This window comes from Enhygromyxa salina (assembly GCF_002994615.1).
Classification (GTDB): domain Bacteria; phylum Myxococcota_A; class Polyangia; order Nannocystales; family Nannocystaceae; genus Plesiocystis; species Plesiocystis salina_A.
This window is the reverse complement of sequence record NZ_PVNK01000293.1, coordinates 1-20,799: the sequence shown is the minus strand read 5'-3', so window position 1 is coordinate 20,799 and position 20,799 is coordinate 1. Positions and strand designations below refer to the sequence as shown.

At 68.1% G+C, this 20,799-nt stretch carries 13 protein-coding genes; 7 read left to right on the top strand and 6 right to left on the bottom strand.

Annotated features, from left to right (window positions below; genetic code table 11):
• Positions 1 to 13: 13 nt before the first annotated feature.
• Complete coding sequence (locus tag ENSA5_RS33970) at positions 14 to 1,321, top strand: M23 family metallopeptidase (protein ID WP_146156409.1); 1,308 nt, start codon at positions 14 to 16, stop codon at positions 1,319 to 1,321.
• 196 nt (positions 1,322 to 1,517) lie between these two features.
• Here the strand turns inward: ENSA5_RS33970 and ENSA5_RS33965 are convergent, their stop codons facing one another.
• Together ENSA5_RS33965 and ENSA5_RS33960 are read right to left on the bottom strand one after the other, a co-directional pair.
• Positions 1,518 to 2,378, bottom strand: coding sequence for a hypothetical protein (locus ENSA5_RS33965; protein WP_106395880.1), 861 nt, complete (start codon positions 2,376 to 2,378; stop codon positions 1,518 to 1,520).
• A gap of 262 nt (positions 2,379 to 2,640) precedes the next feature.
• Positions 2,641 to 4,887 (bottom strand): RelA/SpoT family protein, encoded by a 2,247-nt coding sequence (locus ENSA5_RS33960; RefSeq protein WP_106395879.1) that lies wholly within the window; start codon positions 4,885 to 4,887, stop codon positions 2,641 to 2,643.
• Positions 4,888 to 5,034: 147 nt separating this feature from the next.
• Between ENSA5_RS33960 and ENSA5_RS33955 the strand changes: the two genes are divergently transcribed.
• The 4 genes from ENSA5_RS33955 to ENSA5_RS33940 all read left to right on the top strand — a co-directional run bounded on the left by ENSA5_RS33955 (position 5,035) and on the right by ENSA5_RS33940 (position 10,928).
• On the top strand, positions 5,035 to 7,890 hold the full coding sequence (locus ENSA5_RS33955; protein WP_146156408.1) for a peptidase MA family metallohydrolase: 2,856 nt from the start codon (positions 5,035 to 5,037) through the stop codon (positions 7,888 to 7,890).
• Positions 7,887 to 8,690 (top strand): MBL fold metallo-hydrolase, encoded by an 804-nt coding sequence (locus ENSA5_RS33950; protein ID WP_106395877.1) that lies wholly within the window; start codon positions 7,887 to 7,889, stop codon positions 8,688 to 8,690. Before ENSA5_RS33955 ends, ENSA5_RS33950 begins: the two co-directional genes overlap by 4 nt.
• 102 nt (positions 8,691 to 8,792) lie before the next feature.
• Entirely contained in the window at positions 8,793 to 9,608 is an 816-nt protein-coding gene (locus ENSA5_RS33945; protein ID WP_106395876.1) for an EI24 domain-containing protein, read from the top strand.
• A gap of 198 nt (positions 9,609 to 9,806) precedes the next feature.
• Positions 9,807 to 10,928, top strand: a complete 1,122-nt coding sequence (locus ENSA5_RS33940) for an acyl-CoA dehydrogenase family protein (protein WP_106395875.1) — start codon at positions 9,807 to 9,809, stop codon at positions 10,926 to 10,928.
• 38 nt (positions 10,929 to 10,966) lie between these two features.
• On the opposite strand, the gene ENSA5_RS33935 is transcribed toward ENSA5_RS33940, so the two are convergent.
• From ENSA5_RS33935 to ENSA5_RS33925, 3 genes are all read right to left on the bottom strand, one after another.
• A complete protein-coding gene (locus ENSA5_RS33935; RefSeq protein ID WP_146156407.1) occupies positions 10,967 to 11,686 on the bottom strand; it encodes a TlpA family protein disulfide reductase in 720 nt (239 codons plus the stop codon).
• 155 nt (positions 11,687 to 11,841) lie between these two features.
• The gene (locus tag ENSA5_RS33930; RefSeq protein ID WP_146156406.1) at positions 11,842 to 12,816 is read right to left on the bottom strand and encodes a DUF4003 family protein; all 975 of its coding nucleotides are present in this window, start codon (positions 12,814 to 12,816) and stop codon (positions 11,842 to 11,844) included.
• 99 nt (positions 12,817 to 12,915) lie between these two features.
• The gene (locus ENSA5_RS33925; protein WP_444843378.1) at positions 12,916 to 15,099 is read right to left on the bottom strand and encodes a molybdopterin-containing oxidoreductase family protein; all 2,184 of its coding nucleotides are present in this window, start codon (positions 15,097 to 15,099) and stop codon (positions 12,916 to 12,918) included.
• 60 nt (positions 15,100 to 15,159) lie between these two features.
• Here ENSA5_RS33925 and ENSA5_RS33920 point away from each other — a divergent pair, with 60 nt between their 5' ends.
• Both ENSA5_RS33920 and ENSA5_RS33915 read left to right on the top strand, forming a co-directional pair.
• Entirely contained in the window at positions 15,160 to 15,747 is a 588-nt protein-coding gene (locus ENSA5_RS33920) for a hypothetical protein (protein ID WP_146156405.1), read from the top strand.
• A gap of 97 nt (positions 15,748 to 15,844) precedes the next feature.
• Entirely contained in the window at positions 15,845 to 17,311 is a 1,467-nt protein-coding gene (locus tag ENSA5_RS33915; protein WP_258183104.1) for a transposase, read from the top strand.
• On the opposite strand, the gene ENSA5_RS36670 is transcribed toward ENSA5_RS33915, so the two are convergent.
• Positions 17,308 to 20,349, bottom strand: a complete 3,042-nt coding sequence (locus ENSA5_RS36670) for an alkaline phosphatase family protein (protein ID WP_146156404.1) — start codon at positions 20,347 to 20,349, stop codon at positions 17,308 to 17,310. The genes ENSA5_RS33915 and ENSA5_RS36670 overlap by 4 nt on opposite strands.
• Between the last annotated feature and the right edge of the window lie 450 nt (positions 20,350 to 20,799).

Here is a 20,799-nt window from a genome sequence, read left to right as displayed (position 1 = left end):
ACACTATTGAGCAATGGCACCGCGTCCCGCAGTTATCTTGGTGGTCTGCTCGATCGTGTTGGGGTGTAGCGAGGATGGGCTCGAGCACGCGTTTGACAGCGTCGACTCGCCGACCGAGCTCGGGGACGATGAATCGGACACGGGCGCGGAATCGGACATGGGCGCGGAATCGGACACGGACGAGGGTGATGAGACGCCGCCGATCCCGGACCCGCTGCCAGAGCCCCCGAGCTCACCCGCCTCCCCAAACCAACCCGAGGCGGGGGGCTGCGGGTTCGACCTGGTCTGGCCGACTACGGGGACGGCCACGGACCAGACCCGGGTCCACGACGCCTTTGGTCCGCGCCTGCTCGCTGGCAGCTATGACTGGCACGACGGCATCGACCTCCCCGGTCACGCCGACGACGGTGGCTTTCACGACCCGGTTTACGCCGTCGCAGATGGGACGATCTACGCGATCGGGAACCGCCCGAACCCAAACGAAGGTGCGATCGCCAGTTACTCGGAATCGGCCGGCAACGTGGTCATCATTGAACACCTCGAGGCCGATCTACACCCGGGCGCGCCGACCCTCTATAGCGTGTACATGCACCTCGATGAGCTCGAGCTCGGAGCGTTCCCGGCTCGGCTCGGGGTCGATGGCGACGCCGCTGCCCAGGTCGAGGTCGATCTGGGCGAGTACTACTACCTCGGCGGCTCCGGTACGAACGCGGAGAATCGCGGCCGCCGACGGACCCACTTCAAGTCCAGCGGCGAGCCGATCACAGCGTATCCACGCGTGCAACGACAAGATCAGATCGCGGTCATCGGCGATAGCGGCGCGACCTACGAGCACCTGCACTTCGAGATCCGCGAGTCGTATCCGACGTCGGCCCACGCTCGCAACCCCTTCGCCTATCTGCCGCACTTCGACACGACCAAGCACAGCGCGAGCCTGAGCTTGAACGGCCTGGGCGTTCGCGCTCACATCGAGATCCCGCGCGCGCCTGGGGCCCCTGGTTCGGTCATGGATCTCAGCCAGCAGCTCGACGTCGAGCTCGTCACGCTGCAGATCCGCGGTCTGCAGGGCGAGCTCCTTGACGAGCTGCGCATCGACTTCCAGGAGATCGTCGGGCTCGAACAACCGGATCTGCCTCTGCTCGACTTCGAGGGCGTCGGGATCACGTTCAGCCCCGCAGACTTCGACAGCAGCAGCGCGAGCTGGCAGCTGGACATCGACTTTGCCGGGTTGGCCGCGGCTGGTCTGCTGCTCGGGCTCGGCGAGTCGTTCTCGCTCGCCGTCACGGATGTGTGCGGGAACGAATACCTCACCGCGCTGTGAGCTGCGCGAGCGCACAAACCAGCGAACACACAGGCCAAGCGAGGCGGCGCGAGGCATTGCACCCCGGGCTGCTAACAGCCCGGGGTGCAATGCATCGTGTCGCCTCGCGCCGGACAGCCGAGTCGGTGCTGGTGACCACGGATCTCGAATCCGCGCTCGAGTTTCTGGCTCGGTGATCGACTCCCCGAGCCCTGAATCAAGCGCTGCGCGCTCGACTACCCGGCAAGAACACTTGCTCGGACAGCCACGCGCGCCAGGCCTCGGGCGCCTCGCGCTGCGTCGCCAGATAGCGCGCCAGGGTCGGCCGATCATCGAAGGCGCTCATCAACCACAGCCGGAACGCGTCGGCGTAGCCCATGTCGTCGTCAAAGCTGTCCTCGAAGCTGGCGATCTCGAGCCCGCAAGTCCACGGCGCGGGTGGCCAGCCCGCGGCCAGGAAGGTCGTCAAGGCGACCAGGCCCTGGTTGAGCGCGGGCTCCGGTCGAGCGCCGCGCAGGACGTGGACCACAGGGTCCCAACTGGCGGGGGCGGTCGCCGGGACCGCGGGCACGGTCGGGCGATCGACGATGACCTGACGCGACCAAAAGCTCAGCTCCCGGGTGTAGTGACGCGCCACCTTCAGGATGTCCTCGCCCCACTCCCAAGGCCAGCCGGGCGAGGGATTGAGCGCGCGCCAGCAGTCGTAGGACGCGTCAGCTGCGACGAGACCTCGGGCCTCGAGCTCGGCGAGCATGGCCGCGTCGTCGTCGTCGTCGTCGTCGTTGTCGTCGTCGTCGTCGTCGTCTCGCTCACTCGTGTCGAGGACCGAGGACACCCACTCGGTCCAGGTGTGCGGAGCTGGTGGGTGGCGGCGGAGGTAGGCCTCACGCGCGCTGGGGTCCTCGCCGAGGCGGTCGAGGAACGCGGACACGAAGCACAGCCAGGTCTCGCCCGCGCCCATCCGCCAGCCGATCGAGCCGGCCTCGTAGCTCGGAAACTTCGCCCATGGCGGGGTGATGTCGCCGTGCTCGTCGAGCTGCTCGTCGAGGTGTTCGGTGTAGTAATCGGACCGGGTCATCGCGTCGGGGCCGGGTGGGCTTGCCTTCCGGGTGTCGGCGAGCCTGCCATGATCCGATCTCAGTCAACAAGATCGCCCGGCTCAGCGGCCGTAGTGACAAGACCTGCAAGACCATGTGCTCGAGGGGGCCCAACTGAGGTGCCACGAACGACTTGCAGCAGCATTGACCTTCGAACGCGCGCAAATTCACCAAACGCGCACAGCTCAGGTCGAGCGCGTGACCTCCGTGGTCGGACCGCGGCTACGCTCATCGCCTGCTCATTTAGCCTGCGATCCGCCGGGCCGAGAGCACCACGGGCAGCCCCTCGAGCCGCCCGAGCGCCCGGACGATCTGCGTGGTCTCATCGACCTCGAGCTCCAGCGTCAAGGTCTGCGTGCCCGAGCGTTTGCGACTGCGCGAGCTGTGGGTCGCTCGCATGTTGATCCCCATGTTCGAGATCACATCGGCGATATCCCGCAACACCCCCGGCCGATCGACGACCTCGAGGCTGAGCTTGACCGGATAGCGATGTCGATGCTTGCGCCCCCAGTCAATGTCGATGATCCGCTCGGGCTCCTGATTGTGAATGATGTTGGGGCAGTCGCGGCGATGGATCATGATCCCGCGCCCGCGGCTGACCCAGCCGACGACGTCGTCGCCGGGCACCGGTGAGCAGCAGCGCGCGGGCTGGCTCATGACGTCGCTGATGCCGCCGACCGACACGCCCGCGGCCTCGGGGGTGCTCGCGACGGTGGGGCTGGCGACGGGCTCGGGCTCGGGCTCGGGCTCGGGCCGCTGACGCTCGAGGATCTCGGCCGCGAGGCCCTGGGGGTTGAGATCGCCGAAGCCGATCGCCGCGAGCAGATCGTCGCCGGACTTGAAGTCGTGGGCGAGCGCGAGCTCGTCGAGGTTCTGGAGCTCGGGCTTGCCGTTGACGCCGGCCCGGACGAGCTCGCGCTCGAGCGCCTCGCGCCCGCTGACCACGGCCTGGTCGCGGTCTTGCTGGCGAAACCACTGGCGGATCTTTTGCTTGGCGCTGGCGGTGTGGAGGTAGCCGAGGTGCGGGCTGAGCCAGTCGCGGCTCGGCTCGGCGTGCTTCTTCTTGAGGATCTCGACGCGGTCGCCGGTTGCGAGGGTGTGGTTGAGCGGGACCATCACGCCGTTGACGAGGGCCCCGCGGGTCTTGTGCCCGACCTCGGTGTGGACGCGGTAGGCGAAGTCGAGGGGCGTCGCGCCCTCGGGCAGGGCGATCACGTCGCCGCCGGGCGTGAACACGTGGACCTCGTCTTCGAACAGATCGGTCTTGAGCGCCTCGGCGAGCTCGCGCGGGTCGACGAGCTCCTTTTGCCAGTCGACGAGCTGGCGCAGGAGGTTGAAGCGCTGGGCCTTGCTGGCGTCGCGCTTGCCCTCTTTGTAGGCCCAGTGAGCGGCGACGCCGAACTCGCCGAACAGGTGCATGTCGCGGGTCCGGATCTGGACCTCGAGCGGGCGGCCGCCCGGGCCCATGACCGCGGTGTGCAGCGAGCGGTAGCCGTTGGGCTTGGGCCGGGCGATGTAGTCGTCGAACTCGCCGGAGATCGGCGCCCACAGCCCGTGGACCAGGCCGAGGGCCGCGTAGCAGTCGCGCTTGCCGACGGCCTCGTCGTCGGCCTCGATGATCACCCGGACCGCGGTCACGTCGTAGATCTCGTCGAAGCCGACCCGCTTGCGCCGCATCTTCTTGACGATGCTGTAGATGTGCTTGGGCCGGCCGTTGACCTCGGCGACGAGGCCGAGCTGATCGAGCTCGAAGCGGAGGGCGTCGACGACCTGGTCGACGTGGCGCTGACGCTCCTCGCGCTTGGCCGCGAGCTTGGCTCGGATGTCGGCGTAGACCTCGGGCTCGAGCTCGCGCATGGCCAGATCTTCGAGCTCCCACTTGAGCTGCCCGATGCCCAAGCGGTTGGCCAGCGGGGCGAAGACCTCGCGGGTCTCGAGCGCGATCCGGCGTCGGACCTCGGGGGCATCGACGAGCCGCAGCTGGCGGATGACCTCGAGCCGGTCGCAGAGGGTCAAGAGCACGACGCGGGTGTCGGCGGCCATGGCCACGAACATGGTCCGCAGCGACTCGGCCGACTCCTCGTCGAGGGCGTTCCAGTGGATCGCGGCGAGGCGCTCGACCCCGTCGACGAGGCCCTGGATCTCGACGAGGCGCTCGGGCTCGAGCTCGAGCTCTGCGCGCAGCCGCGTGTCGGCCTCGAAGCGAGGATCTCGGCGGCCGTCGAGGTCGACGCCGGGCAGGGCGATGGCGCTGGCGATCAGGGTGGGCGGATCGAGGCGGAGGCGGGCGAGGGTGAGCGTGCGTCGCAGCGCTCGCTCACAGCCGGGCTCGTCGAGCTCGCAGCGGCGCAGGAGCACGCGCTCGAGCGCCGTGAGCATGGGCGCGAGCTGGTCTGGCGCTGACGCCCCGGCGCGGTGGTTGCTGCGGCACACGTCGAGGATCTCGGCGACGCTTGCCTCGATCGCGGGAGCCTCGGCGGGGTCCGACATCGCGCGGGAGTGTAGCAGCGCGCGCGAGCGATGCCCGATGCGCCTCGCGCCAGGCCGAGCGCCGTCGCCGTCCGTTTGACAGCCCCGCGCGGCGCCCACAGAATTTGGCTGCAGTGCGCCCACGTGCGCTGCGGCCTCGACCTCGCCATGCTCATCCGTCCGCGCACGCGTCACCTGCTCCTGCTCCTCGCGCTCGCCGTCGGCTGCAAGACCGACGGCACGGTCTCACCGGACGGTGGTGACGAGGGCGGGGTCGTCGACGAGGGCGGCGACGCGAGCGGCGGCGAAGGCGGTGCGATCGACCCCGAGGCGATCGCGTCGGAGGTCGGCGAGGCCCTCGAGCAAGAGCCGACCGGACCGCGCGAGCGCGAGAAGCCGGCCGACCCTCAGACCCGCGACGCGGCCCTCGTCGCCGTCGCCCACGGCAACCCCGACGGCGCGATCAAATTCTTGGTCGAGCACCTCGAGTCCAACGCGAACGATCACGAGGCCCGGTTCGCCCTCGCCCGCGGCCAGCGCTTGGTCGGTCAGCTCGACGAGGCCGACAAGACCCTCAGCGCGCTCCACAAGTCGGCCAAGGACGCGAAGGTCAAGGCCGAGGCCCTGCGCCGCCTCGCCCAGCTCCGCTTCGCCCGCGGCGACATCAAGGGCGCCGAGCAGCACATCCGGGACGCGCGCAAGCTCGCGCCCGACGAGATCCTGCTCGCGGGCGAGCTCGTGCGCCTGATGTTCCTGACCGGGCGCGCCCAGGAGCGCGAGGCTCGCGAGCTGATCGATCAACTCTACGCCTCGTACAGCGACGGCACGGCCCAGTCCGCCGAGGACCTGCTCGGGACCGCCTACGCAGGCCTCGCCGAGCGCGCGTTCAAGAGCAGCAGCCGCGTGCTGCAAGAGGCCGAGCGCGCCGCCCCGGCCAGCGCGGGGAGCGAGATCGGCGATGAGATCTCGATGGAGCTGACCGAGCTCTTCCTCGAGAAGTACAAGCCCGGCGAGGCCGGCGAGACCCTCGCGCAGGTGCTCGCGCGCGATCCGTGGAACCCCGAGGCCCTGGCCAAGATGGGCTGGGTGTTCCTCGATCAATTCAAGCTCGCCGCGGCCTCGCGCGCGGCCGAGGAGTCGCTGCAGGTCAACCCCGAGAACGCCGACGCCCACGCGGTCCTGGCCTGGGTCGCGCTGATCGAGGGCCACCGCGAGGTCGCCCGGGCCCACATCGTCGACCACGTCGTCAACGTCAACCCCTCGCACCACGGCGGGCAGATCGTGCTCGCGGCCCTGGCGATCTTCGATCGTGACACCCGCGGCTACGCCAAGGCCCGCGACGCCGTCCTGGCCTTCAACCCCCGCGACGGCCGGTTCTTCTCGCAGCTGTCGGATCTGCTCGGCTACCTGCACCTCTACCCCGAGGCCGACGCGGTCCTCGTCGAGGGCGCCAAGATCCTGCCCAAAGATCCCTACGTCCTCGGCGCCCTCGGCCTCTCGAAGCTGCGCCTCGGCGACGAGGCGGCCGGGCGCGAGGCCCTCGACAAGGCGTGGAAGAAAGACAAGTACAACGCCCGCACGCTCAACGTCCGCCAGCTCTACAGCGAGCGGATCGAGCCGCACTACGCCGAGCGCGTCGAGAAGGACCTGACCCTGCGCCTGCCCGCCGAGTTCCAAGACATGCTCGCGCCGGGCTACGTCACCGCGATCACGCGGGCGCGCGAGGCCCTCGACAAGGGCTACGGGATCAAGATCAGCCCGCTGCGGATCGAGATGTACGCCGACCCCGACGAGTTCTCGATCCGCACGGTCGGGGTCCCGAGCCTCGGCGCGGTCGGGGTCTGCTTTGGCGCGGTCATCACCTCGATCGGCCCCTACTCGGGCACGCACAATTTCAACCAGGTCATCTGGCACGAGATCGCCCACAGCTACGCGATCGAGCTCAGCGCCGGGCGGGTCCCGCGGTGGTTCACCGAGGGTCTGTCCGAGTGGGAGTCGGAGGTCGCCGATCCCTCGTGGGCGCGCGAGAGCGCCGAGCTCTTGTTCGAGGCCCGGCGCCACGACAAGCTGCGCAAGCTCTCGGAGCTCGAGCTCGCCTTCCTCCGGGCCGAGAGCCCGCTGATGATGGAGGTCGCCTACGCGACCGCGGCTTGGGCGATGCGCTACCTCGGCGAGACCTACGGGCGCCCGAAGATCGTCGCGTTGCTAAAGGGCTACGCGACCGGCAAGTCGACTGACGAGCTGTTCAAGCAGATCCTCGGCAAGGATCTGGCCACGGTCGAGGCCGACTTCTCGGCGTGGTTCGACAGCGAGCTCGACCGCAAGCTCTCGGGCTTTCGGCCGAGCCAGGACAAGCCCGACGATCCGCGGACCAAGGCCCTGATGAAGGCCCTCGAGGTCGCGGGCGCCGGGGAGCTCGACGAGGCGCAGAAGCTGCTCGAGGACCTGATCGCCGCCCAGGGCGACGGCTTTCACGCGCGCTCGACCCTGGCCGCGGTCCTCGATCAAAAGGGCGACGAGAAGGGCGCGATCAAGCAGTACGAGAAGGCCGCGAGCTTCGCCCTGGAGTCGCTCGCGCCCTTCATGGCCATTGCGAAGATCGCCCGCGAGCAAAAGGACGTCGCGCTCGAGATCGATCAGCTCGAGAAGATCCTGGCGATTGACGCGATGAGCCTCGAGCCGCCGCTGCGCATGATCATTTTGGCCGCGGCGACCGGCGACAAGCGGCTCGAGGCCGCGGTCGACCGGGCCAACGCGATCGCCCCGCTGCACCCGGTCGCGCTGGCCGCGAGCGCGCTGATCGCCAAGCGCAACAAGGCCAAGAAGCAGGACATCACCGCGATGCTCGACGAGGTCATGGTCACCGCGCTGCGGCCCGACGCGACCCTCGACGTGGTCGTGATGGCCGCGATCGCGGCCGAGGAGATCGGGGATCCGCGGGTCAAAGATCTGGCCCCGCGGGCGCTGCAGAGCCAGGAGCTACCCGAGCCCGCGCGCAAGAAGCTCAAGAAGCACGCGCCATGACGATAAAACCAGTCTCCCAGGACCTGGGGCCCGAGCTGGTGTTCGTCGGAACGGGCGAGGCCCTCGATCCTGCGCTGCCCAACACCAGCTTGTTGGTTCGAGGGCCGCGGACGCTGCTGCTCGACTGTGGCTACGCGGTGCCCCACGCGTTTTGGGCGATCAGCCAGGACGTGAACTTCCTCGACGGCGTCTGGATCAGCCACGGTCACGCGGACCACTGCTTTGGGCTCCCGGCGCTGCTGTTGTGGATGCGCCTCGGCGGGCGCGAGCGGCCGCTGACGGTGCTCGGGGGGCCCGGGTCCCGGGCGCGGCTCGAGCAGGTGCTCGAGCTCGGGTATCCGGGCAGCTACGCGCCGCACAAGTGCTACCCGATCGAGTTCGTCGAGCTCGAGGCGGGGGCGGTCAATCGCTTGGGTCCGCTCGAGCTGCGGATCGCCGCGAGCGCCCACTCGATCGTCAACCACGCGCTGCGGATCGACGCGCCCGGGCTGCGCTCCTTGATGTATTCGGGCGACGGCGCGGTGACCGAGGGCACGCGGGCGCTGGCCCGCGGGGTCTCGGTCTTGGTCCACGAGTGTTTTTTTGCGGTCGCGAGCGGGCAGCGCAAACACGGCGACGTCGAGGGTTGCGTGGTCCTGGCCGAGCACGCGGGGGTCGAGACCCTGGCCTTGCTGCACTTCGCAGCGGAGGCCAAGCAGGCGATCCGCGCGGCCGCGCGCGGTCTCGAACGCGGGATGTTCGAGCTCCTGACCCCGAGCCCCGGCGACTCGCTCGCGCTCGGAGCCCCGCCGCGAACATGAGCGCGGACGGATCGAGATCGAGATCATTTTCGGCCGAGCTCTGCGGCCATGTGATAGGAGATCCTGGGGAATCGGTCCGCCGTCCCCGAGTTGAGCGGCCCCATGTCCGAGCAGACCTCGACCAGCCCTTACGTTCGCGGCTTCCGCATCGCCGCGGACGGCATGAAGGTGGCGGTTGGCAGCGCCGACGTGCGCCGCGCCTATCTCAAGGTCGTCGCGGTGATCTTCGTGCTCAGCCTCGCGATCAGCTCGGGCTCGATCTGGGCGCTGTGGGCCAACACCGCGCCAGCCGTCGACGCGGCGCTGTGGCTGGTCGTGACCATGTGGGTCGTGCGCGTCGTCGGGGTCGTCGTCGCGCTGTTGATCGGGCCGCTGCTGGCGATCTTCACGGTCAACATCGCGTTTCCCTTCTTCAATGAGGGCGTGTTCATGGCCGGGCTGCGGGTCCTCGACCCCGATCGCGCGGCGGCGCTCGCGGCCAAGCAGGGCATGCCGCTGGGGCCGGCGATGGGCATTGCGACCTGGCGCCTGATCAAGTTCCTCGGCCTGAGCCTGTGCTTTTTGCTGATCGGCTTGATCCCGGTGGTCGGCACGATCGCCGGGACCCTCGGTGAGCTGTGGCTCGCCGCGCGCACGGTCTCCTGGGAGCTCCTCGACCCCTACTTCGGGTGCCTCGACATCCGCCACGCCGAGCAGCGCGAGATCGTCGGGCGCCATCAAAAGGCGCTGCTTGGCTTCGGCCTGCCGATCTCGTTGATGCTCGCGATCCCGATCGCCGGTCCGCTGCTGTTCGGCTTTGCCCAGGTCGCGGGGGCTGCGTTCGTGGCCAAGGAGCTGCCCGTCGACCCGCGTGAGCGGCCGGACCAAGGAGCGCTGGACGGGGACGATCGTGGCGCGGTGTCGCGGGGCCCAGCCTAGCAGCCCGGGCTGCTAGCACCCCGGGCTGCTAGCGGCCTTGTCCTCGCAAGCCGGCGCGGGCAGGATACGCGGAGCCGACGAGGACGAGATGTTCGCACCGCGCTGAACCCCCATTGCGCCCGGAGCTACCGGGCCCGATCACCACGCGGGTGCGCAGGCCTGAGCCTTCTGGCGGCGCGCCGCCGCAGGAGACTCGAGATGCAAGACAACTCATTCGACACCCTCGACCAAGCCATCGCACAGCGGGTCGATCCCCAAGCCGCCCAGGTCGATGAGAGCGGCGCGTACCCGACCGCCACGATCGAGGCGCTGCGTGAGCTCGGCTTGCTCGGGCTGATCAGCGCGACCGAAGTCGGCGGCAAGGGCCGCTCGCTAGGCGACGCCGCGCGGGTCGTCGAGCGCCTCGCCCGGTCCTGTGGCAGCTCCGCGATGGTGGTCTGCATGCACTACTGCGGCGCCGCCTTGATCGAGGCCTTCGCCGACACGGACACGCGCCGGGCCGTCGCGTCTGGCGAGATGCTGTCGACCCTGGCCATCTCGGAGGCGGGCTCTCGCAGCCACTTCTGGGCGCCGCTGTCGACGGCCAGGGCCGACGGCGACCAGGTCGTGCTCGACGCCCGCAAGAGCTGGATCACCTCCGCCAACCACGCCGATGTCTACGTCTGGTCGAGCCAGCCGGTGGCGGCCGAGGGCGTCTCGACGCTGTGGTTGGTGCCCCGCGACGCCAAGGGCCTCGCGGTCGACGGGCCCTACCGCGGGCTCGGCCTGCGCGGCAACGACAGCGCCCCGGTCAGCGCGAGCGGGGTCCGGATCCCGAGCTCGGCCCGGCTCGGTTCGGACGGCGCGGGCTTCGACTTGATGATGGGCACCGCGCTGCCGATCTTCACGCTGTGCAACGCCGCGGCCTCGCTCGGGCTGATGCACAGCATCACCGCGGCCGCGATCGCCCACTGCAGCGGCGGCCGGTTCGAGCACCTCGACAGCACGCTCGCCGATCTGCCCACGATCCGCGCCTACCTGGCGCGCATGCAGATCGAGACCGACAAGATCCGGGTGCTGTGGGAGGACTCGATCGCCGCGATCGAGGGCGGCCGCGAAGACGCCATGCTCCGGGTCCTCGAGATCAAGGCGGCCGCGGCCGAGGCGGCGCTCGAGGTCGCGGCCCTCGGCATGCGCGTGTGTGGCGGCGCCGCCTACCGCAAGGAGGTCGGGGTCGAGCGCCGCTTCCGTGACGCGCAGGCGGCCTCGATCATGGCCCCGACCACCGACGTGCTCTACGACTTCATCGGCAAGGCGATCTGCGGACAGGAGCTGTTTTGATGGCCTGGCCTGGACCCGCCTGAATACCCGCGTGTTCGCTACGGTGCGTCGGGGATGACGAGCTCGATCTCCTGGATGGTCGGCTCGCCCATCTTGGCGATCTTCATGTTGGGCCCGACCAGGATGACGCCCGGGAGGGAGATGCTGAACGAGCCTCCGCCCGTGTCGACGCCGAAGGGGTACCAGACGTCCTGGAGGCCGCTGGTCACGACCAGGCCCTTGTGGTTGTAGGTGTTGGTCCACGCCTGGACGTCGGCCAGGGTCGCCGGACTCCCGTCGGCCCCTTCACTGACGTAGGTGAGGGTCATCAGGCCTCGTTGATCGTAAGTGTCGAATAGACCCGAGACCGTGGGCGCCAGCGCCTGGCAAGAGCCGCACCACAGGGCGACGTAGTCGAAATAGATGGCCTCGTGGCAAAAGTCGTAGACCCGGACCGCGTCGCCAAACTGGTCGTTGAAGGTCCAGTCGGGCAAGATCGTGCCGACGTTGACAGCGCCCGGAGCCCAGCCGTTGGGCACGATCTCGTCCTGGCAGCAGCCGATGTCCCAGCCGCCCGCGTAGGGGGTCTCGGCCTGGCAGCCCAGCTCTTCACCACCGGTGTCGGTTCCGTCCTCGCCCTCACCCTCGTCGGCCGTGTCGCCCTCACCCTCGCCAGCCGTGTCGCCGTTGGCGGCCGTCTCGCTGTCGAGGGTTGGGTCACCGTCGTCCGAGTCGCAGCCTGCGAGCACCAGCGGAACCGAGAGACCCAACAGAACCACCGAAAATACAGTACTGCGCATGACCTAACATTGATCCCAGACCTGGGCCCCAATGGCAAGGGTCATCGCGGTTTGAGCGTCGCGGCCCAAGAGGGCAGCTCGTCGCGCCCGGAGTAGCCGAGGAGCTACATGTAGGCCCGTTGCTGCCTCGAGCGTTAGCCACCCTGCTGAATGATCCACATGATGTCGAGCAGCGGCTTGACGTCGGCCAAGGCTCCCAACTCCGGGTCGTTGCCGACGATGTGGATGAAGGCCAGGTTGCTGGCGAAGCCGAAGGTCATCAGCTTCTCGTGCCACTTCACGTGCTCCGATAGCTGACGGTCGTACTCGACCACCGTCTCGACGACGGCGGCGCTCGACCGGGGCAAGAAGCACAGCACCGCGAGCTCGTCGAAGCGGTCGGCGCGGATCTTGATGCCGGCCGCTTTGAAGTCGCGCATCAGGGCGCCGAAGCGGTGGGTGAGATCGGCGGGGGGCGCGTCGGCGAGGGCGAGGATGTTGCTGGCGGTCTGGAGCGGGTCGCCGCGCATGACGCTGAGCTCGCTGTGGATCGCCTCGTAGATCTCGTGGGCCCGACCGGCGAGGGCCTCGGGGCTGCCCGGCCGCGTGGTCAGCAGCGCGCAGGTCGGGAAGTCCTCGGGGCCCGTCAGCCACCAGTGGTGGACCTTCATGGCCTCGTAGATCGCCCGCATGCGCTCGATCTGAGCCTCGGGGATCGGCATCCCGCGGGCGTGGACGCGCATGGCCATCGTTGCGATCAGCTCGAAGGTCGAGCCCCAGCGCAGCCCGACCACGCGCATCATTCGGCTCACGCGATCGGCTTCGTCGGCCAGGGCGTCGGCGGTGTCGCCGTGGCGCAGGAGGAGGGCCGCGAAGATCAGGCGCAGCGAGGGCGGGGCCTTGGTCATGCCCAGGCGCGCCGCGAACTCACCTTGGAGGGTTCGAGCCGCGGCGGCGAGCTCGGCCGGATCGCCGGGGGTCAGGATCAAGTTGACTGCCGCGAGGCGCTGGGCGATGCGGTTCGTCAGCGCGCCCCGGCTGAGCTCGAGCGCCTCGTCGAGGGCCTTGAAGCGCGCGACTGGGTCGCGCAGGAACTCGCTGCCGCCTGGCTCGAAGCCACGAAACACCATCGCGCCCACGGTAGCAGCAAGCCGTCGCCGGGCCCAAGCGCGAGCACGCTGGCGCGCTCGGGATCCTCGGTCTCGTCGTCGGTCGCCGCAGAGGCGGCGCTACGACGCCCGCACTCGCACGGGCACGTCGAAGAACAGCGCGCCCGCGCCCATGTCGGTCTCGGCCGGTGAGCTCAGCCAGTTGATGTTGCGGCGGTCGGGGCTGAGCTTGGTCCACCAGATGCTGGACGCGACCACGGTCCCGCGCACGACCTCGTCGGTCACTCGCGCGCGCAGCCGGACCTCGCCGCGCTCGTTCTCGACGCGAACCTCGACGCCGTCCGTGATCGCGCGCGCGGCCGCGTCGTCGGGGTGGAGGAGCAGCAGCGGCTGTTTCTCGCGCGCGGCGAACTTCTCGACGTTGACGAAGGTGCTGTTCAAGAACGAGTGCGCCGGGGGCGAGATGCAGTGGAGCAGCCCGGGGCTCGCCTCGCTCTCGGGATCGTCGAGCTCGGCGTCGGCGAACTCGGGCGCGGTGTAGGCCGGCAGCGGATCGTAGCCGTGCTCGGCCATGCGCGCGCTGTAGAGCTCGCAGCGACCGCTGGGGGTCGGGAACTCGCCGGCCGCGAAGGGCAGGTAGGGATCGGGCAGCGCGAGCCGACAAAAGCCCTCGTCGAGCAGCCGCGCCCAGCTGATCTCGGCCATGCAGGGATCGGCCTGGCTGTCGACGAAGGCCTCGAGCATGGCCTCGTCGGTCTCGTGAAAGCAGGGCTCGTCAAACCCGCAGGCTCGCGCGACGCGGCGGAAGATCTCGGAGTTGGGCAAGCTCTGGCCGACCGGGGCGATCGCCGGTCGGTTGAGGGCGAGGTAGAGGTGTCCGTAGGACTTGAGGAGGTCCCAGTGCTCGAGCTGCGTCGTCGCCGGGAGCACGATGTCGGCCCAGTCGACCGTGTCGGTCGCAAAGTGCTCGAGCACGACCGTGAACAGATCCTCGCGCGCGAGCCCGGCGATGACCGCAGACTGATCCGGGGCGACCGCGGCCGGGTTGCAGTTGTAGACGAACAGCACGTGGACCGGCGGCCCGGGCTGTTCGGGCGGCCTGTCGACCGGGCGCTCGCGCAGGTGGGCCTGGCGTCGCTGCTCGGGATCGAGGCTCAGGGCCTGGCCGAGGCGGTTCATGTTGAAGGTCCGAGGGCTGCGATCACCGAGGAGATCGGGGCGCTCGAGCCCGCGCCGGTCGAGCATGAAGCTGCCCGAGCTGCTCAGCTGCACGCCGCCGCCGCGGTGGCGCCAGGCTCCGACCAGGGCCGGGAGGCAGGCGATGTTGCGGACCGCCATGCCGCCGCCGCGGTGCCGCTGGAGCCCGTAGTTGATCCGGATCGCGGGGGGCTTGGCGCCGCGCTGGCCGTACTCGCGTGCGAGGCCCTCGATGCGCGCGGCCGGGATCCCGGTGATCGCCTCGACCCGCGCGGGGGGCCACTTGCTCGCGCGCTCGCGCAGCTGCTCGAAGCCAAGGGTGCCGCGCTCGATGTAGTCGCGGTCGATCGCGTCCTCGCGGATCAGCACGTGCATCAGGCCGAGGGCGAGCGCGCCGTCGGTGCCCGGGCGGATCGGCACCCACTCGTCGGCCGCTCGCGCCGTGCGCGTGCGAACCGGATCGATGACCACGACCTTGGCGCCAGCCTTGCGCGCGCGCTGGATCACCGGCCACAGGTGCATGTTGCTGGACAGCGTGTTGGTGCCCCACAGCCAGATCAGCCCGGCGTGCTCGAAGTCGAGCGGGTCCGGACCGATCGCGCGGCCGAGGGTGTAGCTCAGGCCCTGCATGCCCGCGCTCGCGCAGATCGTCCGACCGAGGCGCGTGGCGCCGAGGCGATTGAAGAATCGCTGGGCCATGCCTTCGCCCTGGACCAGGCCCATGGTCCCGGCGTAGGAGTACTGGAGCACGGTCTCGGGCCCGTGCTGCTCGATGGCGTGCCCGGTCCGGGCGGCGATCTCCTCGATCGCCTGGTCCCAGCTGATCGCCTCGAAGCGGGGCCCGTTCGTGGCGCCCTTGGCTCCGACCCGGCGCAGCGGGCTCGTCAGGCGCTCGCGGTGGTAGCTCCGCTCGAGGTAGTTGTCGACCTTCCCGCACAGCTTGCCGTCCGTGAAGGGGTGATCGGCGTGGCCCCAGATGTCGACGGCGCGCTCGGTGTCGGGATCGACCGCGACTTGCCACGCGCAGGTGTCGGGGCAGTCGTGGGGACAGGCGCCGGTGACGACGCGAAGGCCCCGCTCGATCGCGCTTCGTTCACGTTTGGACACTCGGGCCACCCAGGGATCCTACCGCCCTCGGGTGTCTCGCGTTAGACTGGTCGAGAGGCGATGCTGGAACACCCCTCGAGCTGCCCGCCCTTGTGGCTTGGGCTCGCGAGCGTCGCGCTCACGGCCTGGTCGATCGCGCGGGCGTGGCCCAAGTGGCGCTTTGAGCGTCTGGCCCTGCGGGGCTTCGACTCGCCCGGCGCGGCCGCCGGCCCCTTTCGCCAGGGCGCGCCCGAGGCGACGCCGAACCTGCGCCCGATGTACGGGTTCGAGCGCGACCCCGGCAGCCTGATCTTCTTCACGCTCCACTTCCTGGCCTGCGTCGGTGGGATCCTCGCGCTGTCGACGGTGCTGTGGTTTGCGGTCGCGGTCGTCGAGGGCATGCCGCTGGCGGCCAACACCGTGTCGGCGCTCGCGGCCTTGTTCGCGGCCGTGCTCGCCGTGCCGATGTGGCTCGGGCAGCGGCTGTTGCACGGCTTGCTCGGGGGGCTGCTGGCGCTGTTCGTGTTTGCGCTTTGGCCCCCCGCGGTGCCGCTGCTCTTGGTCATCGTGGTGGTTCAGCACGATCTGATCCGGCGCCGCAGCGTCGCCGACGAGCGCGAGCAAGGTCGCCGCGAGGCTCACGAGCGGGAAAGGACCACTGGCGCCTAGCCTCGTCTAGCAGCCCGGGGTGCAATCCGCGGTAACCACGCGTGGCGACAACCACGCAGGGGACAACGAGGTCGGGCTCCAGTAGAGTGCCGACGCGATGACGATGGGTTCGAAGGAAGACGAGCAGGCCGGTCTGTTCGTGACCTACAAGGACGTCCCCCGTTCAGCAGGACATCCCTTCTACGATGCGCTGGAGGGCATTTTGCGCAAGAACGGCTTCGACTACTTCGTCGAGCGCGAGTGCGAGCGCTTCTACTCGGGCCGAGGCCGGCCGTCGCTCGCGCCGGGCGTGTACTTTCGCTGCCTGTTCATCGGTTACTTCGAGGGCATCGACAGCGAGCGTGGGATCGCTTGGCAGGTCGCTGACTCGCTGAGTCTGCGCGAGTTTCTAGGCCTGGGCCTGACCAAGACGCCGCCAGATCACACGACGCTGGGCCGAACGCGACGCCGGCTCGACCTCGAGGTCCACGACCGGGTCTTCAACTGGGTGCTGACGCAGCTCGCCCGCGCAGGACTGGTCCGAGGTAAGACGATCGGCATCGACGGGAGCGACCTCGAGGCCAACGCTGCGCTGCGGACCCTGGTACGCCGCGAAGACGGGGTGAGCTACCAGGACTATCTCGTCGAGCTCGCCAAGGCCGAGGGCATCGAGGAGCCGACCCGCGAGGACATCGCCCGCCTCGATCGCAAGCGACCCAAGAAGGGCTCGAACAAGCTGTGGGTCAACCCGCACGAGCCCGACGCCCAAGTCACGAAGATGAAGGATGGCTCGACGCACATGGCTCACAAGGTCGAGCACGCCGTCGACATGCACGAAGGAGCGATCCTCGGGGTCACGCTTCACGGTGGAACGACGCACGACACCCAGAGCGTCGACGCTACGCTCGAGGCTGCGCAGGCCAACCTGTCCGAGGTCCGCGAGACGCTCGAGACCGAGCGCAATGACGATGACAGCGACGACGACGATGAGCCTGGGTCTCCCGCCGTCGAGGTCGCCGAGCGCATCGAAGAAGCCGTGATGGACAAGGGCTATCACAGCAACCACAAGCTGTGCGATCTCGACGAGGACGGTATTCGGACCTACATCGCCGAGCCCAAGCGGGGCCGACGAAACTGGAAAAACAAGCAGGTCGAAAAGAAGCTCGTCTACGCGAACCGGCGCCGGGTCAAGGGTCGACGCGGTCGGCACCTGATGCGTCAACGAGGCGAGCTGCTCGAGCGGCCCTTCGCTCACATGTACGGGCCGACGAGCATGGGTCGGACCCACCTACGACGGCACGACAACATCCTCAAGCGGGTGCTGATCCACAACGCCGGCTACAACCTGGGGCTGCTGATGCGCAAGACATTCGGAGTCGGGACCCCGCGAAGCCTTCAAGGGAGGCTTGCGGCCTTCTTTTCGCTCCTCATGGTGCTCGTCGACCTGGTGCGTGCGTGTATCAGCGCTCGTGTCGTCGCTCGGCCCGGTTGTGACCGCGACTGCGCTGTCCGTCGCCCGTGGAGTCGAGGCCGGGAGATCACCTCGACCGTGCCTCGCAAACTCCTTTCCACCCCGGCCTGCTAGACCTTCACCTGTGCCGCGTCCTCGGCCTTGTCGCGCTCAGCCTGCGCTTGCTCCAAGCGTTCCGCGACGTACTTCATGAACCCATCGAGATCTTGGCGCGTCTGCAGGCTCTTGTAGTGCGCGATGACGCCTGGCCGCTCTTCGTCCGAGGACAGCTGAAGCGCGAGTTTCAAGGCAATCTGCATCGCCCCCCGCAGGTTGCCTTGCTCGGGCAGCGCAGAGTCCGCCGCAGCCTCCTGCTGCTCGGCATTCGCGTAGGGCTTGGCCGGTGGTGGAAGCACCCTCGGGCAATCGGTTCGAGGCCCCTCATCGCTGCCCAGCTTGTACTTCAGGCGATGCGTCAGGCTGGTCGAGGCCGCGTCGCGGTCTGACATCGGCTTCATGTCGAAGATGTCCTCGATGGTCGCGGGAATCACGGCATGGTCATAGGTCGTGCTGCACTTGCCATCGCCCACCAGGGGCGAGACCAAGACAGCCGGAACACGCGGCCCCAGTGTCTCGAAGTTGAACCCCTTCTTCGAGCCCCGAAGCCCGGCCTGAGGTGAGACCGCAGGCCCAGGCGGGCGACTGTCATAGAACCCACCATGCTCGTCATAGGTGATGATCAGCAGGCTGTTGAACCACAGCGGCGACGAACGAAGGGTCTCATAGACCGCGCGAATCAGGGCCTCACCGCCGTAGTAGTCGTCTCGGGGATGCTGCGAGGAGCCCCCCTGGTAGGTGTCGCCCCGCGCGTTGCCATAGTGGGGCTCAATCAGCGTAAAGGCCGCTTCATAGGGGGCGTTCAGATCGCGAGCGAATCGGTCGAGCGAGTACCAGTCCGACCACGAGGCCCCCTCGAGAGCCATTCCAATCGGCATCCAGCCTGAGCCCGTGCTCCCCTTGCTCCGGTCCGGCTGATAGGCAAATTGACTCTTGTAACGATGAGTGCCAGGGTAGAGCGCGTCGTTGTAGATGCGGTAGGTCAAAGGCGTGCTGCTGCCGGGCCAGTTGGTCTTGGGCAGCTGGGTGAACATCGTGCCACCCTTGGGCTCGTACTCGAAGAAGGTCATCGACTCCGAGATCTCGGCCCCCGATGGGCTGTCGTCGAGGTCACCAGAGGACGCACACAGCGAGAAGAAGCGATTGGGCCACGTCGGCCCCGGCAGCGAGGAGAACCACTTGTCGCAGACCTCAAACTTGTCGGCCAGCGTGTACAAGACGGGGAGCTGAACCGGCGTGTTGAAGCCGGTCATGATGTCGGACGGCGGTGCGTAGATGGGGGTGTCACCGATGCTGTTGATCAGCGCGGGGTTGCCCGCTTGGGTCTTGTAAGCGAGCTGCCAACCGCCGCTGGCCCGATTCGAGAGCTGCGGACTCGAGGTCGAGTCCATGGGCTCACCGATGTACAGTGAGACCGCCTCGTGGGTCAGTACCTGGACCGCCCCCTCGGCGCCTTGAATCGCGACGAACCAGCCCTTGTTGCCATTCGCCACCAGCGAGGGCGAGGTCGACGCCATCATCGGAATGCCGGTGCTGTGGCGCTTCCCCTGGCCCTCGATCTGGGTGTAGACCGTCAGTTGATTGTCTGTGTTCTGGTAGGCGAAGGCCCAGTCGCCGTTAGGGCGCACCGCCACTGACGGGCGCGTCTGGGGGTTGGGTTTGCAGTTGCTGTAGGAGTGGAAATCGCCATTCCCATATACGAGCTCGACATGGTAATCGGCGCCGATGATGGCCGCGACATAATCCCCGTTCGGACACGCCGAAATGCTCGGGCTCGTGCCTGCGAGCACCTGGACGCTGGGCGTGTTGAGGTTGTTGGAGCTGGTGTAGAACTGCAGCAGATCATCGGCCCCGACGAAGGCACAGACCCAGTCCGAGCCGTTGCTCAACGCCGTCATCGCAGGGCTCGTGCCGTGCGCAACCCCATAGTTCGGGGGGGTGTTCAGGTTGCGGGCGAGACACAGCTTGGCGTTGGGGTCGACATAGGCCACGACCCAGTTGTCGGAGTGCCCATTGAGCCGGGTAATCGCCGGACTCGTCGCCTCGGCCACTTGCAGCGACAGGTCGACGTTGCCCTTGACCGAGTCGAGGATGGACAGCAAGGCCTGACCGCCGTCGACCCGGCACATGGCCGAAGAGAAGCCCTCGCGCTCGATGCCCACATTGGGCACGCCCGACCCAAAGAGCACCACGTCGGAGCCCGGTGCGAGGTCATTGTCCAAGCTGGGTTGAGAGTCCGGACCCGCCTCGGGATCGATATCGCGGTACTGCTGCGCGAACAGCGTCGCCTTCGACTTCAGGATCGGCGGATACGAGCCGTCAGCGCCGAGCTTGGCCCCCTTGCCGCACAGCTGCTCGAGGATGTCGTCGAACTCGTGGTGCGGGTCGACGGAGATGCGCGGCTTGGCGCCCGACGCGAAGTAGATCTTCTGGCCGTCGACCTCGTTGTAGTCGCTCCCGGCGCTTGCATGCGCAATGTCGGGGAGACCCGAGTTGCCCAAGATCTGGTCGAAGGAGCGGTTCTCGAGCATCAACAAGAACACGTGCTGCACATCTCGAAAGTCACGCACTTTATTCATGCGCGAGTGGTTCGAGTGCTTGGCCAGGTTGACCTGAAAATCCGAGGTGCTGATCGTGAACGTGTTGAACACGCCGGCGTCAGATGGTGAGAGGTCGACGTTGAGGTACTCTGGGTTCGCGATACTCCCGTTGCCACCCGGCCGACTGATGTAGGTGCCCTCTTCGCTGCCCCCAGGAACGTGCAGCACGCAGAACCACCCGTCCCATGTCAAGCCAAACTGCGAGAAGTAGGCCGCAATAAACGCTTCTTCAACGCGCTTGGGCGAGGTCTCCCCGGGCTCGAGCACCCAGGACTTACTCTGGACCACCCTCTGCAGATTGCGCAGGTAGAGCTGAACAAGGACCCGCTGGTCGATGTTGTTCTGCATGCGGATATAGGTCTCGTGTTTGCCAAGCGGTTTTTTCATGAGCAGTCTCTGGGGACTCTGCACGCCAATCATGGCGTACATCGCCATCAAACTCCAGCTGAATTCCATGCGCGGAATCCGAGCGAGAGCGGGGCGCGCAGGTCGTCCTTCCTCGAGCTCTGCGTTCGGTGCGTTGCGCCTTCACGAGCTCGGCGCTCCCACCCACGAGGAGATCACCGACGTAGCGAGGTGGACCCACGACAGCGCTTGATTCAGGCCTAGCAGCCCGGGGTGCAATGCCTCGCGCCGCCTCGCTTGGCCTTTTCGCCGAGGGCTTTGTCGCCAAAACTTGCAGTACGCCCGGTACAGCGGCGTTTTGGCTTCGCGCCCTGGGCGAACATTCCGGCGCGAGGCGACACGATGCATTGCACCACGGGCTGCTAGCAGCCCGTGGTGCAATGCCTCGCGCCGCCTCGCTTGGCCTTTTCGCCGAGGGCTTTGTCGCCAAAACTTGCAGTACGCCCGGTACAGCGGCGTTTTGGCTTCGCGCCCTGGGCGAACATTCCGGCGCGAGGCGAC